12 protein-coding genes and 1 riboswitch are annotated in these 13,446 nt (G+C 34.6%); of the genes, 4 read left to right on the top strand and 8 right to left on the bottom strand.

Annotation, left to right across the window (positions count from 1 at the left end):
* The first annotated feature begins 102 nt into the window (after nt 1-102).
* A riboswitch (Lysine riboswitch) is annotated at nt 103-270 on the top strand.
* A gap of 131 nt (nt 271-401) precedes the next feature.
* Both HMPREF0631_RS07780 and HMPREF0631_RS07775 read left to right on the top strand, forming a co-directional pair.
* On the top strand, nt 402-2,162 hold the full coding sequence (locus HMPREF0631_RS07780) for a Na+/H+ antiporter NhaC family protein (protein WP_002844364.1): 1,761 nt from the start codon (nt 402-404) through the stop codon (nt 2,160-2,162).
* Nucleotides 2,163-2,336: 174 nt separating this feature from the next.
* Entirely contained in the window at nt 2,337-2,573 is a 237-nt protein-coding gene (locus HMPREF0631_RS07775) for a GlsB/YeaQ/YmgE family stress response membrane protein (protein ID WP_002844343.1), read from the top strand.
* Between the two features lie 107 nt (nt 2,574-2,680).
* Here HMPREF0631_RS07775 and lexA read toward each other — a convergent pair whose 3' ends face one another.
* Together lexA and HMPREF0631_RS07765 are read right to left on the bottom strand one after the other, a co-directional pair.
* On the bottom strand, nt 2,681-3,316 hold the full coding sequence (gene lexA, locus HMPREF0631_RS07770; protein WP_002844363.1) for a transcriptional repressor LexA: 636 nt from the start codon (nt 3,314-3,316) through the stop codon (nt 2,681-2,683).
* A gap of 72 nt (nt 3,317-3,388) precedes the next feature.
* On the bottom strand, nt 3,389-4,522 hold the full coding sequence (locus HMPREF0631_RS07765) for a tyrosine-type recombinase/integrase (RefSeq protein ID WP_002844312.1): 1,134 nt from the start codon (nt 4,520-4,522) through the stop codon (nt 3,389-3,391).
* A 153-nt stretch (nt 4,523-4,675) separates the two neighbouring features.
* On the opposite strand from HMPREF0631_RS07765, the gene HMPREF0631_RS07760 reads away from it, so the two are divergent.
* A complete protein-coding gene (locus HMPREF0631_RS07760) occupies nt 4,676-5,728 on the top strand; it encodes a threonine aldolase family protein (protein ID WP_002844358.1) in 1,053 nt (350 codons plus the stop codon).
* A gap of 186 nt (nt 5,729-5,914) precedes the next feature.
* On the opposite strand, the gene HMPREF0631_RS07755 is transcribed toward HMPREF0631_RS07760, so the two are convergent.
* The 6 genes from HMPREF0631_RS07755 to nrdD all read right to left on the bottom strand — a co-directional run bounded on the left by HMPREF0631_RS07755 (nt 5,915) and on the right by nrdD (nt 12,178).
* Complete coding sequence (locus tag HMPREF0631_RS07755; protein WP_002844369.1) at nt 5,915-6,769, bottom strand: DegV family protein; 855 nt, start codon at nt 6,767-6,769, stop codon at nt 5,915-5,917.
* 364 nt (nt 6,770-7,133) lie between these two features.
* The gene (locus HMPREF0631_RS07750) at nt 7,134-7,955 is read right to left on the bottom strand and encodes a hypothetical protein (protein WP_002844319.1); all 822 of its coding nucleotides are present in this window, start codon (nt 7,953-7,955) and stop codon (nt 7,134-7,136) included.
* A gap of 7 nt (nt 7,956-7,962) precedes the next feature.
* Complete coding sequence (gene trmB, locus HMPREF0631_RS07745) at nt 7,963-8,700, bottom strand: tRNA (guanosine(46)-N7)-methyltransferase TrmB (protein WP_002844367.1); 738 nt, start codon at nt 8,698-8,700, stop codon at nt 7,963-7,965.
* A 131-nt stretch (nt 8,701-8,831) separates the two neighbouring features.
* The gene (locus HMPREF0631_RS07740) at nt 8,832-9,152 is read right to left on the bottom strand and encodes an iron-sulfur cluster assembly accessory protein (protein ID WP_002844304.1); all 321 of its coding nucleotides are present in this window, start codon (nt 9,150-9,152) and stop codon (nt 8,832-8,834) included.
* Between the two features lie 223 nt (nt 9,153-9,375).
* Complete coding sequence (nrdG, locus tag HMPREF0631_RS07735) at nt 9,376-9,882, bottom strand: anaerobic ribonucleoside-triphosphate reductase activating protein (protein ID WP_002844305.1); 507 nt, start codon at nt 9,880-9,882, stop codon at nt 9,376-9,378.
* 175 nt (nt 9,883-10,057) lie between these two features.
* On the bottom strand, nt 10,058-12,178 hold the full coding sequence (gene nrdD, locus HMPREF0631_RS07730) for an anaerobic ribonucleoside-triphosphate reductase (protein ID WP_002844360.1): 2,121 nt from the start codon (nt 12,176-12,178) through the stop codon (nt 10,058-10,060).
* A 699-nt stretch (nt 12,179-12,877) separates the two neighbouring features.
* Between nrdD and HMPREF0631_RS07725 the strand changes: the two genes are divergently transcribed.
* Nucleotides 12,878-13,375 carry a prolyl-tRNA synthetase associated domain-containing protein gene (locus HMPREF0631_RS07725; protein ID WP_002844310.1) on the top strand — a complete coding sequence of 166 codons (498 nt, stop codon included), beginning with the start codon at nt 12,878-12,880 and terminating at the stop codon, nt 13,373-13,375.
* Nucleotides 13,376-13,446: the final 71 nt, after the last annotated feature.

Genomic DNA, 13,446 nt, shown 5'->3' with positions numbered 1-13,446 from the left:
CAATCCTTTACAAAAACTAAAAAACTTTACTAATACTTAAATATTTTCGTGAAATAGCTTGATTTTATGTGTATCTTGTTATATACTAGTAATTGTAAATTAATAGAAGGTAGAGGCGCGGGTCTTAAGAGTAACTGGAGCAAGGGTTAAAGCATCCCCAGTGAAAGGATTATCCGCCGAAGCGTAAGATTTGCTTTAGGGTCTTATTGCTGGGTGTACATATAATATGTGTGCAACTGTCACGGGAAACTGTGTTGAGCTATCAGTTGAGTATGTATTTATCATGCCTCGGATTAGCTCCGAGGTATTTTTATATGCTCATGATATTAGGCTCTGTTTATGAGAGCCACCATAGCTTTTTATTAATTACCATTAATTAAAAGAATATAAGGAGGTTCTAAATGAACAGGAGAAGTTTTAAGGTCTTCATGACCACAATCGCAATTTTATTTATGACAATAGCACCTGCTTTTGCAGCAGACATCGATTCTATAGCAAAGGCAAATGCAGGTAAATTAGGTATAATAACTATTATACCGCCACTACTAGCCATAGTGCTTGCATTCATTACAAAGAATGTTGTTATATCCCTATTTTTAGGTGTATTATCCGGATCTTTTATCCTACAGATGGTAAAGGGAGAAAGCATAATAGCTGCTATACCACTATCTTTTCTAGATTTCATATCTAGGGCACTTGCATCACTTGCTGACCCCTGGAATGCTGGTATCATCATGCAGGTTATGTGTATAGGTGGTGTAATCAACCTAGTAGGTAAGATGGGTGGAGCAAAGGCCATAGCTGAAGCCCTTGCTGATAAGGCAAAGTCTACTAGGGGAGCCCAGTTGATATCTTTACTACTTGGTATATTTGTATTCTTTGATGACTATGCCAACTCACTAATAGTAGGACCTATAATGAGGCCGGTATTTGACAAGATGAACATATCAAGACAGAAGCTTGCATTCGTTATAGATGCTACTGCAGCACCAATAGCTGGTCTTGCAATCATATCAACTTGGATAGGACTTGAAGTTGGTCTAATTCACGATGCATTCAAATCAATAAATGTTAATGTTGATGCATTTGGAGTATTCCTTAGTACAATACCATTTAGACTATATAATATATTAATTCTAGTATTCATAGTCCTAAGTGCTGTCATGGTAAGGGAATTCGGACCTATGAGAAAGGCTGAATATATAGCAAAGAGAAGTCTTGTAAAGACCGATGACCTAGACCAGGGTGTTGAAGAATTAGACGATATGGCACCAAAGGAAGGTATAGAATTAAATGTATGGAATGCAATTATACCTATTGGTTTATTGATAGTATCATCACTAGTAGCCTTCTACTATAGTGGTTATTCTGCTATCATGGCAGGTGAGGACAAGGAACTTATCAAGAGTGTATCTGAGAGCATGTTCTCCTTCTCATCTATCAAGGACTGTTATTCAGCATCTGACGCATCAGTTGCCCTATTCCAGTCAGCCCTATTCTCATCGATAGTTGCTATGATAATGGCAAAGATAAAGAAGATATACACATTATCAGAATCAATCGAAGTATGGATAGATGGTATGAAGACTCTTATGATCACAGGTGTTATCCTAGTACTTGCATGGTCACTATCTTCAGTAATCAAGGAAGTTGGTACTGCTAAGTTTATGATTAACTACCTATCAGGTACTTTACCACCATTCTTACTACCAAGTATAATATTTGGATTAGGTGCTATCATATCATTTTCAACAGGTACAGCATATGGTACTATGGGTATATTGATGCCTCTTGCTATACCACTAGCTCACTCAATCAATCCAGATATGGCATATGTAATAGTATCTACTTCAGCAGTTCTTACAGGAGCAATATTTGGTGACCACTGTTCACCAATATCAGATACAACTATCCTTTCATCAATGGGAGCTGGTTGTAACCATATAGACCACGTTAAGACTCAGATGCCTTACTCAATTTTCACTGCAGTAGTGACAGTTGTAGCTGGTTATATACCTGCAGGTATGGGAGTTCCAGCCTATATTGTATTACCAGTAGCTATAGTAGTTATGGCGCTTGGTATTAGGTTTGTAGGTAAGAGAACTGACATAGATGATAAAGAATTTGAAGCTAAGCTAGCTAAGGAAGGATATAACTTCTAATATTTAAATATAATTCGATATATTTTTAGACACTCATGATATTTTCATCTTGGGTGTCTTTTTTTATAAATTGTGATTTATACATTAATTAAAGGGTATATACATAATAAGAAAAATTATTAATTGGATTTAAATTATAGTTTTTAGTTCTCTTAATAAGTAAGGAGGAATCACATGATTTGGTCAATAATAGTAGGAGCAATCATCGGTGCAATAGCAGGTGCAATAACTAAGGAAGGTAAGTCTATGGGATTTATAGCTAATATAATAGCTGGTCTTGTAGGTTCTTCAGTAGGTCAGTCAGTATTTGGACACTGGGGTCCTAGTCTTGCAGGTATGGCATTGGTACCATCTATATTGGGTGCAGTAATTGTCGTAGCTGTAGTATCATTCTTTATGAAAAGATTATAGAAGTATTTAATGCCAATGACTTCTATAAATAAGGGCATGTTAAGTAACATAGAACAATTAGATATAATAAAAGCCTTCCAAGTGCATAAGCATAAGGAAGGCTTTTATTATATAACCCTGAAAACTCCGCTCACAAGACCTAATATAGATACTTGGCTAGTATCGAATATCATAGGTTGGTAGTCAGGATTTTCTGGCTTTAGTACTATTTTATTGTCTATTCTTTCTAATGTTTTCACTGTAGATGTATCACCATCTATAAGAGCTGCGACCATTTTTCCATTTGACGGATTCTTGTTTGATGGGTCTATTATTATATAATCTCCATCCAAAATACCTGCATTTAGCATGCTGTCACCCTTTACTTTTAGCATAAATGAGCTACCATTCTTGACATATGATGATGGAAGTGCTATATACTCTTCAATATTTTCTTCTGCTAGGATAGGGCTACCAGCAGCTATTTGCCCTACAAGTGGCAGTCTTAGAACCTCATCATTGTAGTTTAAGGAAGAAGATTCCGTATCCCTATCTAATATTTCTATTGCCCTAGGTTTAGTAGGGTCCTTTCTAATATAGTTGTGCGTTTCCAGTCTCTTTATAATGGCAAATACTGTAGATGTAGACTTGATATCTAATTTTTTACAGATTTCCCTTACAGATGGTGGGTAGCCATACCTTGATGAATGGTCTTTCAAATAGGCTAGAACATCTATATCTTTTTGTTTTAATTCTTCGTACATATATTAACCTCCATAAGCATATAGAAAAATTATAACATATTGAGAACGTGTGTTCAAGTCAATAGGGGGAACTTATAATTTTTTTCCTAGCACCTTATCTTCATCAAGCCAATCAAAGTTTTCGACAACATCCCTTTTAAGATTTTTTCTGTGGGCAGCATACAACTGGGTAGTGGTTACATTGTCATGGTCCATAAGGTTTTGTACATCGTATATGGAAAAACCAGTCTCAATAAGGGATGTGGCTGCTGTTGCCCTAAGTTTATGGGGGCTATATCCCTTGGATCTTGATGTATTCATGCCTATGGCTGTGTACTTCTTAACTAGGTCTCTTATAGATCTTGCAGTCATTCGTTTCTTTTGAAGAGACAAGAATAGGGCATCTTGGTATTCTTCACTTATTTCATCATCACTTGGTCTTTCGTTTTCTATATAGTCTTTTACAACTGTTTCACAGGCCTTGTTAATTGGCATTAGAACTTCCTTGCCACGTTTTCTATATATCATAAACTCACCCCTAGAGAAGTTAAATGAAGATATATTGAGTTCTCTTAGCTCGTTTAACCTCAACCCATAGGTGATAAATAGGACTAGGATAGCCCTGTCTCTTTTTTTAGTCTTTAACCAATAGTCTTTTTCCTTGTCAGTTAGGCCATTTCCTGTTTCTACAGCTTCCAGCATTATTGCAACCTCATCTATTTCTAGTCTTTTGATTGCATCTGGTTGTGGCTTTGGTAACTTGATAGGGTTAAAACCAGAAGTTATATCAGTATCCAGTTGCTCGTTTCTGAACAGAAATTTGAACATTGTAGAGAGGGAAGACTTCTTTCTAGCAAGAGACTTGTTGTTGTTTTCGTATAAGACCCTGTCATTGTTGACATTTTTGTAGTACCTATTGCAGTAGTCACCTATAAAGAGGTTGATGTCACGAGCACCGATTTCTTTAAAATCATCTATAGATATATCCGATACAGACTTGGCAGATGTATATAGGTCGGTATCTATAAGATAATCTAGGAAAAACTTTATATCCATAAGGTAGGCACGTCTTGTAGTAACAGATACAGCCCCCCTAAGATAAACAAAGTAGTCCCTTAAGAAAGAGGGGAGTTGTGATTCTAGTTTTTTGCATTCATCTATTATATTGTTATCTCTTATTACTATATTGTCTGGTTTAGAAGACTTATTATTAATTCTAGTAGCCATAGTACTCCTTTCTATTAAAACAACTATTCCTTAAATCTTTATTACTCTATACTAACTTATTTGTGAGAATTATTCAAGTATTATTTATAATTAAGACTAGTATTAATTTTGACTTGTGGTATACTATTAATAATATATTTAAGGGGGGATTATATGTATAGATTTGAAAATGACTATTCACAGGGATGTATACCAGAGATACTAGAGATATTTACAAGGACTAATATGGAACAGACATCTGGCTATAGGTTGGATCCATATTGTAAGGCAGCCAGTGAAAAAATAGCAAGAGCATGTGGTAAGGATGATCTTGATGTACATTTTTTAGTTGGAGGTACTCAGGCCAATTTTACAGTCCTAGATTCAATACTTAGACCTCACCAGGGTGTTGTTGCAGCTCAGTTGGGCCATGTCAACGTACATGAAGCTGGAGCAGTTGAGGGCGTAGGTCACAAGGTATTGGCCATATCCAATGGTGACATCAAGAAAGATGACGAGTCTAAGATATATCCAGATATACTAGATGATTATTTGACTAAGTTTTTTGCTAAAGGTGACTGGCATATGGTACAGCCAGGAGCCGTATACATCAGCCATCCTACAGAAAGAGGTGTCCTATACACTAGGGAAGAATTAATTGCTATCAAGTCTATATGTGAAAGGCACAATTTACCTCTTTATTTAGACGGTGCTAGATTATCATATGCACTTGCATCAGAAAATAACGATATCAGTCTAGAAGACCTAGCAAAATATACGGATATATTCTATATAGGCGGAACTAAGTGTGGTGCCATGTTCGGTGAAGCTGTTTGTTTCACTAATTCAAAGTACAATCTAGACTTTAACTGCATCACAAAGCATAATGGAGGAGTGCTTGCAAAGGGTAGACTCCTTGGTATTCAATTTGATTACTTATTTACAGACAACAATTATATAGAAAAATCAAGAAATGCAGTAAAATACGCAATCATGATAAAAAACGCCCTAGAAAATAGGGGTATAGGATTTATAGCTGAGTCATTTACCAACCAGCAGTTCCCAATACTTAGCAAAGGTCAGAAAAAAATTCTAGATGATAATAATATCAGTTATAATATTGAGGCCAATATTGACGAAGATAAAGATTGTATCAGGTTTTGTACTAGCTGGGCAACTGGCAAAGATGAGGTAGACTATCTATTAGGTGTAATATCCAAGTTATAATTTAAAGTAGAATAACTATTGGGTGGACTATCCAAATTATAATTTTAAATATGCTATCTATTGGGTGGACTATCCAATTTATAACTTAAAATATACTATAAAAATAGAGAAGATGGATTGTAAAAAAGAGTGATTATTGACTAATCACTCTTTTAATGCTTTTTAATATTTAATTCTTATGTCTATCTAATTCTTGGCAAAGAATCCAACTGCTATGGCCCCAACACCTGCATGAGTACCTACAGTAGACCCAATAATAGTAAGACCAATTTCTTCAATTGGCTTTTGGAATAACTCTTCATATGCATTTGAATTGTTGTATACTATAGATTCATCATCACCAGAATATGCCATATATATAGGCATAGAAAAGTCAATTTCACCGTATTTCTTTGCTAGTTCTACATGAGTGTGGCAAGATTTTTTAGTGCCTCTTCCTTTACCTGCAATTACAATTTTACCTTCCTCAAGTGCTAAAATTGGCTTTACAGAGAGGAAAGAACCTGCCATAGTTTCTAGCCTTGATAAACGACCACCCTTGTAAAGGGAATCTAGGCTATTCACCAAAAACAATAGTTTTATTTGCTTTTTCTTTTCATTTAGTATGTCTACTATCTCAGCAGCCTCTAAACCTTGCTTGATAAGGTCTAGTGCGTGCATTATAAGAATTCTCTCACCAACGCTAACATTCATACTGTCTACAACAAATACCTTGTCATCAGGATAGTTAGATGCAGCTATCTGTGCACTAGAACAAGTTCCTGAAAGTGTAGATGCCAATGTAATAATAATTGCAGTGTCGCCCTTAGATACAACATCACTAATCACCTGGTCATATTCATAAGGAGTGACTTGGCTAGTCTTAGGTAGCTGGTCATGCGCCTTAAGCTGTCTATAAAATTCCGTTTTAGAAATCGTCTTTCCATCTTTATAATCCATATCGTCAAAAGAAATCAATAGCGGCATTAGCTCAAGGCCAAGTTCATTAGCTTCATCAGGTGAAATATCGGATGCAGAATCTATTATTAATTTGATGCTCATATCGTACCTCCATATTTTCATTATTAATATTATATCACGAATTATCTATATACGCCATATAATAGTAAAATGAATCATTAGTATAATAATAAGCTAGCAACTATTCCCTAAATATACATTTAAAGAATAGTTATCTTTTGCGGTCCAGATACTCTCCTGTACATACTTATTAATTTGATAAGTAAAAGCTATATCAAATCTATCCATAAAAACAGAAATGTATGTAGCAATTTATATGCCCCGTTTTTAATATAGATGCAGCTATCTGTGCACTAGAACAAGTTCCTGAAAGTCAAGAAAATTAGATCATATGTAAAATCAGGAGCCACTGCTTAAAATAGTGACTCCTTTTTTATCTCATTATTTAATTTGCGAATAGTAATTCTAGTAAAAATGATATGGTCATTGTAATAATGGCAAATATCAAGCCCACAGTCAAAAATCCAAATATACATACAAGAATCTTTAATATAAATACCTGGCTAACCTTTCCTATTAGTATAGATACAAAGTTTAAAATAAAAATAAATACAAAAAAAGCAAAAAATCCAGTGCTGCTATTCTGTAAGTCCTCCTTGCTAAGATCCATATGGCTACTGGTAGAAAACATTATATATATAAAGATAATATACATTATAAAGTTATCTTGCTTAAGCGGACTAAGATTTGATAGTATCGTCAATATAATATCTACATATACGTTTACTGAATCTAGTGGGGACTGTATATGTGACATACATACCATATATCTATTAAAGGAAGACATTATATTGTAGAAAGGTACTGGTAGCAATATTGCCATAGATAATATTAAAAAGCCTGTTCCAAATATAATCGGTGCAATCCCTATAAAAAAGTTCCCTATATTTTGGTATAGGCTACGTCGGTCGCAAGAATGGTTGACATAGCCCATAATTCCATCATATCTAGATTTCATAGGTCTAAATAGTGAAAATTCATCTACCCTATGTCCGAAAATAATACAGAATACCATATGACTAAATTCATGCACTACAGTGCCAATCATGCCGGTTATAACCAGACCTTTTCTGCCAAAAACCCTATATATACTTGAGGAGTTTTTCTTTTCTATTATGCTGAAAAAGAGTCCAAATATAAGAAGTGAAAATATAAAGGCTAGGCTGTATATAAGACTAGACTTTAGTGTATTTAAGATAAGGTTCATAAGTTACCTACTTTCTAAACTCTGCCTCTAACCTGTAGATAGGCATCCCCAAGCCCATAAACTTGTCCTCATATTCTGTAGTTACATTTCCTTCAAAATCACTCTTTGCAAGATCCAAGGATATATTAGACAACCTCAAATCTTTTGACGAAAATTCATTTAGGCTAAACTCAAACAAGTCTCTATTGTCTGTCTTAAAGTGTATCTGTCCCTTGTTTAACTTCTTGTCATACAGATCAATAAATAGCGAACTTGTAAGCCTTCTTTTTGCATTTCTCTTTTTTGGCCATGGATCACAGAAATTGATATATACCCTATCTAGTTCCTTATCTTCAAAGTATAGGTCGAATAACTCTACCCCACCCCACAAGAATAGGATATTGTCTAGCTTTAGTTTGTCTGCTTTTTCTACAGCCCTAAGTAAGACTTCTTCCTTTATTTCAAGAGCTATATAGTTGATATCTGGATTTAATTTAGCTAGGCTAGTGATAAACTGTCCCCTACCAGTACCTACTTCGATATGGATTGGATTGTCGTTCTCGAATACCTGAGACCATTTGCCCCTGTAATTTTCTATTATATTCTTATACACTTCATCCTTTATAAATACCCTATTATCAAAAGGATTTAGGTATTGGTCCTCATCTTTACTTTCAATAAATACCTGCTCAACCATACCATTTATTATATAATCCTTATAGGATAGTAATTTTTTATCAGCGTCTTTTCTACGTCTTCTTCTCATAATAACTCCTTGCAATATAAATTTTTCTCTAAACATTAGTTATATTATAACATAGATATGTCATCTAATCTATTTTAGCAAATAAAAAAGCTGAGGACAAAAAGCCCTCAACTTGATTAAATTCTTACTTATTAGTGGCATCCACCTGAACAACCTGAGCATCCACTTTCCATATCTTTTAGCTTTTCAGGTATAACTCTGAATCCACCGCCGATATCCTGGATTAGCATGTCTCCAAACTGATCATATTCCTGAGCATCCATTACAAACTCTAATTCTTCAACCATGCAAGCTACGTCACTTGGCTTCTTGTCATCTAGTGCTAGACCAAATGATGGACCTGAACAAGCTGCTCCTGCAAAATACATTCTTATTGATGTTGGCTTTTCTGCCTGTTCTTCTAATATTTCTCTTAGTACGTCTAAAGCTGTCTGTGCTGCTTCTACTTTCATGTCTATTCATCCTTTCAAATTGTTTTTATTATAAAACCATATACTCCAATGAGATTAACTAGTCTTAAAGTAAGAAATAATATACTCTCTAAACTAGTAATCAGAATACATCTGGTCTATTAGATAGTAATTTACTACATTTATATTATACCATAGAAACTAATTTAGTAAACAATTTCTTATATCTTGATATTAAAAAATATTAATTATCTACTGATATATATTATTGATTATCTAACTTAATTGGTCTAGATTCTTCTATAGATTTTACAACATCTAGGATCCTCTGGTTTTCTGAACCCCTGTATTTTAGTTTTATATTTCTCTTAGATAAGTCAAATTTTCCATCTACTAGAACATCAGCATATTTTAGGAGTTCCATCTTCTTTTCATTCCCTATAATATCTTCAAATACATCGCCAGTCCACATCCATATATCCTTGTCTGGACATTCTTCTTTCGCCCTTTTTAAAAGATTTAGTAGGCTATCATCCATTGTCTGTTGTAGGGGTTCACCACCAAGTAGGTTTATACCGACTACGACAGGATTTTTAAGATAGCCTATAAACATATCCTCAGTGTCTTTAGTCCAATCATTCCCATGATTAAAGTCCTGTAGGTCTTCGTTAAAGCAACCTTCACATTTATGTGTACATCCCGATACAAAAAGCGTCACCCTAACACCAGGACCATTTGATACATCTAGTTTTCTAATAGTTGTATACTTCATTTAAAACCTCCCCAAAAAACAAATGGCAATATGATATCATATTGCCATTTTAATATTTCAACCTCTGCTATATTATTTTATTTAGTATCTAAAATGCATATATTAATTGAATATATTATATATAAATGAATGGTAAACAAAAACAATATATTATGAGTATCTATTCAATATGAATCTATAAGTGTAATACTCTCTCACTTATTTCTTGTGTACGTCCCTTGTTCCAGAAGTTAGTACCAATATAACCACAAGTACGTCTCATAACTTGCATTTCATCCCTATCCCTGTTTCCACAAGAAGGACAATACCAGTTAAGGTCTTTATCTATCTGTATTTCACCAGTGTAGCCACATTTGTAGCATACGTCTGGCTTAGTATTTATCTCAGCATACTGTATGTTGTGGTAGATAAAGTTAATAACCTGCTCCACCGCTTCAATATTTTTAGTCATGTCTGGAACTTCTATGTAGGATATACATCCTCCTGTAGATATACCGTGGAACTGTGATTCAAATTTTAGTTTAGTAAAGGCATCTATCTCCTCGCATACATTGACATGGTATGAATTTGTATAGTATAACTTGTCAGTTACGCCTTCTATTTCACCAAACCTAGCCCTATCTATCCTACAGAACCTATAAACAAGTGACTCTGCTGGAGTTCCATACAAGCTAAATCCAAGACCTGTTTCATTTCTCCAACGGTCACATGAATCCTTTAGGTGGTGCATTACATCAAGCGCAAATTTTTCACCTTCAGGACTTGTATGGCTTACACCTAACATTGCATATACCATTTCGTATATACCAACGTATCCAAGAGAAAGTGTTGAGTAACCACCTTCAAGTAGTGAATCAATCTTTTCTCCCTTCTTAAGTCTAGCTATAGCACCGTGCTGCCAATGTATTGGAGATACATCAGATAGGGTGCCCTTAAGCATCTTATGTCTACATAATAGAGCATCCTTGCATAGGTCCAATCTCTGGTCTAGTATATTCCAGAACTGTCCCATCTTACCCTTTGACAGGATAGCTATCTGAGGTAGGTTTAGGGATACTACACCTTGATTAAATCTTCCATACCACTTGTAGTTTCCATCCTTGTCAATCCATGGAGACAAGTGCGACCTACAACCCATTGGTGGGAAGGCACAACCAGCATAGTTTTCCTTCATGATTTTAGCACTCTGGTAGTCAGGCACTAGTCTCTTGGCAGTACACTCAGCTGCTAGGCGTGTTATATAGTCATATTTACCACCTTCAAGGCAGTTAGATTCATCTAGTAAGTATACTAGCTTAGGGAAGGCCTCACCTATGTTTTGTCCCTTATAGTTTTTCATACCTTCAAGTCTCTGCTTAATCATTTCCTCACAGATTAGGGCCATCTCTTCTTCGTATTCATTTCCTTCTTCTACTTCTAGGTAGATCGTAGCAAATGGCGCCTGACCATTAGTAGTCATAAGAGTAGATAGCTGGTACCTGATAGTCTGCACACCATCTTTTAGGTCTTTTCTCATCATGTCATCAGCTATTTCGTCAGCTAGTTTTTCATCATTATATTTTTCAAGGTATAGATTGTAAAACTTGTCCCTAGTCCTTCTTAGGTATGGAGCTAGGTGCTTGATACTTATAGACTGTCCACCATACTGGTTACTAGCTACCTGAGCCATGATCTGTGTAGTTACTGTACACGCTGTAGAGAAAGACTTAGGAGACTCAACCATTTTTTCGTTGATTACTGTACCATTATCTAGCATATCCTGTATGTTTACAAGACAGCAGTTGAATATTGGCTGAAGAGTATAGTCCATATCATGCCAATGTATGGCTCCTTCATCATGTGCCTGTACTATATGTGGTGGTATTAGTTTTCTTCTAGCTATGTCCTTAGATACCTCGCCCGCTATAAGGTCTCTCTGAGTAGAGCATATGATGGCATTCTTATTTGAGTTCTCCATCATGACATCCTCATTAGACTTCTTCATAAGGTTAAGTATAGAATCGTCTGTAGTATTTACTTGTCTTTTGAACTGTTGAACTGCCCTATATCCTTCGTAGGCCCTCGCTGTTTCACTGTGATTATAATGGATTAATCTATCATACACATAACCCTCAATTTTATAAATAGTAGGTTCTTCGTCTAGGCTTAAAAAATAGTTTTCACAGTCTCTAGCAACTGCCTCTGCTATGTCTGGGTGATACAATCCACTACCATTTTTCATAGCTTTTTCAACCGCTATCCTTATTTTAGATCTATCAAAATCTACCTTACTACCATCTCTTTTCATTACAAGCATTAATACTCACTCACTTTCCATAATATTTATATCACTTGCATTTAAAACCATATAGCTCTTATAAATATATTAATAAATAATTGCTGTTTTGCTATATAGAGTATTAAAAACAAGTTTACCATCAAAAAAATAACTTAAAAACTCTACATATAAATTTGTACCCATACCTAGCTGTTTTAATACATACTGCCAAGTTATATTTTCTTGGGGCAATATATCGTTAAAAACAAGAGGCAACACAATATATAGATTTAAAGTCTGCCTAATCTACAATATATTGTACCTTACCCTTAATAAGTATACGTTATTTCACAGGATAAAACAAGTGATTTTTTTCTTCAAAAAGACTTGAAAAAAAATAAAACTTAATTATATAATGTGTAATCTGGTATCAATATAATCATAATATAGGTTAATAAAGTTTCATATACATATGCTACTAAGCTTTTTAAAATGAAGTGGTGAAAAAATATTTGTATATTAGGAGATATCAGCTATATCAACTATATATCGAAATTTAAATACTTGGTTATAAGAATTAGATACAAGATATAGTTGCGTGTCCTGATTTAAAGATCTAGCCACTAGTCCGACTTGCAGATTATATTGTTTAATAGTAAGGGTGTGATAATTGTGATTACAAGGTTAGTATGGTATAATCAATTTAAAATAATATTGAATGGTATTAGGAGGATTATTATGGAGATTTTAGAAAATGAAAAGCAGATATACGATAAGTTAGATTCACTAGGTATTGATTACTCAGTTATAGAGCATGAACCTGTATATACAGCAGCAGACCTTGAATCAATAAAAGACAGGGCTCATGGAGTTCATTGTAAGAACCTATTTTTTAGAAATGCTAAGGGTGACAAATATTATTTGATAAGCTGCACAGATAATGCACAGGTCGATGTAAAGGGGCTTAAGGAAAAGATAGGTTCTACTAGACTATCTTTTGCATCAGCTGAAAGACTGGAGAAGGTCCTAAATCTTCTTCCTGGTTCTGTAAATCCTTTTTCACTTATAAATGACAGGGAGAAGGTGGTTAACTTCTTTATAGAGAAAAAGCTAGTTGGTGAAGACCAGTTAAACTTTCATCCAAATGTAAACCATAAGACAGTGACTATATCATATGCTGGACTTGAAAAATACCTGTCTGACTTGGGTGTTATAATAAATAAAGTTGAACTTTAATAAGCATATATTTTTATAGTAGATAGGCATATGTGGTATATAATGTATTTTAAAAAGAGAGAGACCTTAGT

The sequence above is a fragment of the Peptostreptococcus anaerobius 653-L genome, assembly GCF_000178095.1.
Lineage (GTDB): Bacteria > Bacillota > Clostridia > Peptostreptococcales > Peptostreptococcaceae > Peptostreptococcus > Peptostreptococcus anaerobius.
Note: the sequence above shows the minus strand (reverse complement) of the source record. Positions and strands in the feature narration are given on the sequence as shown.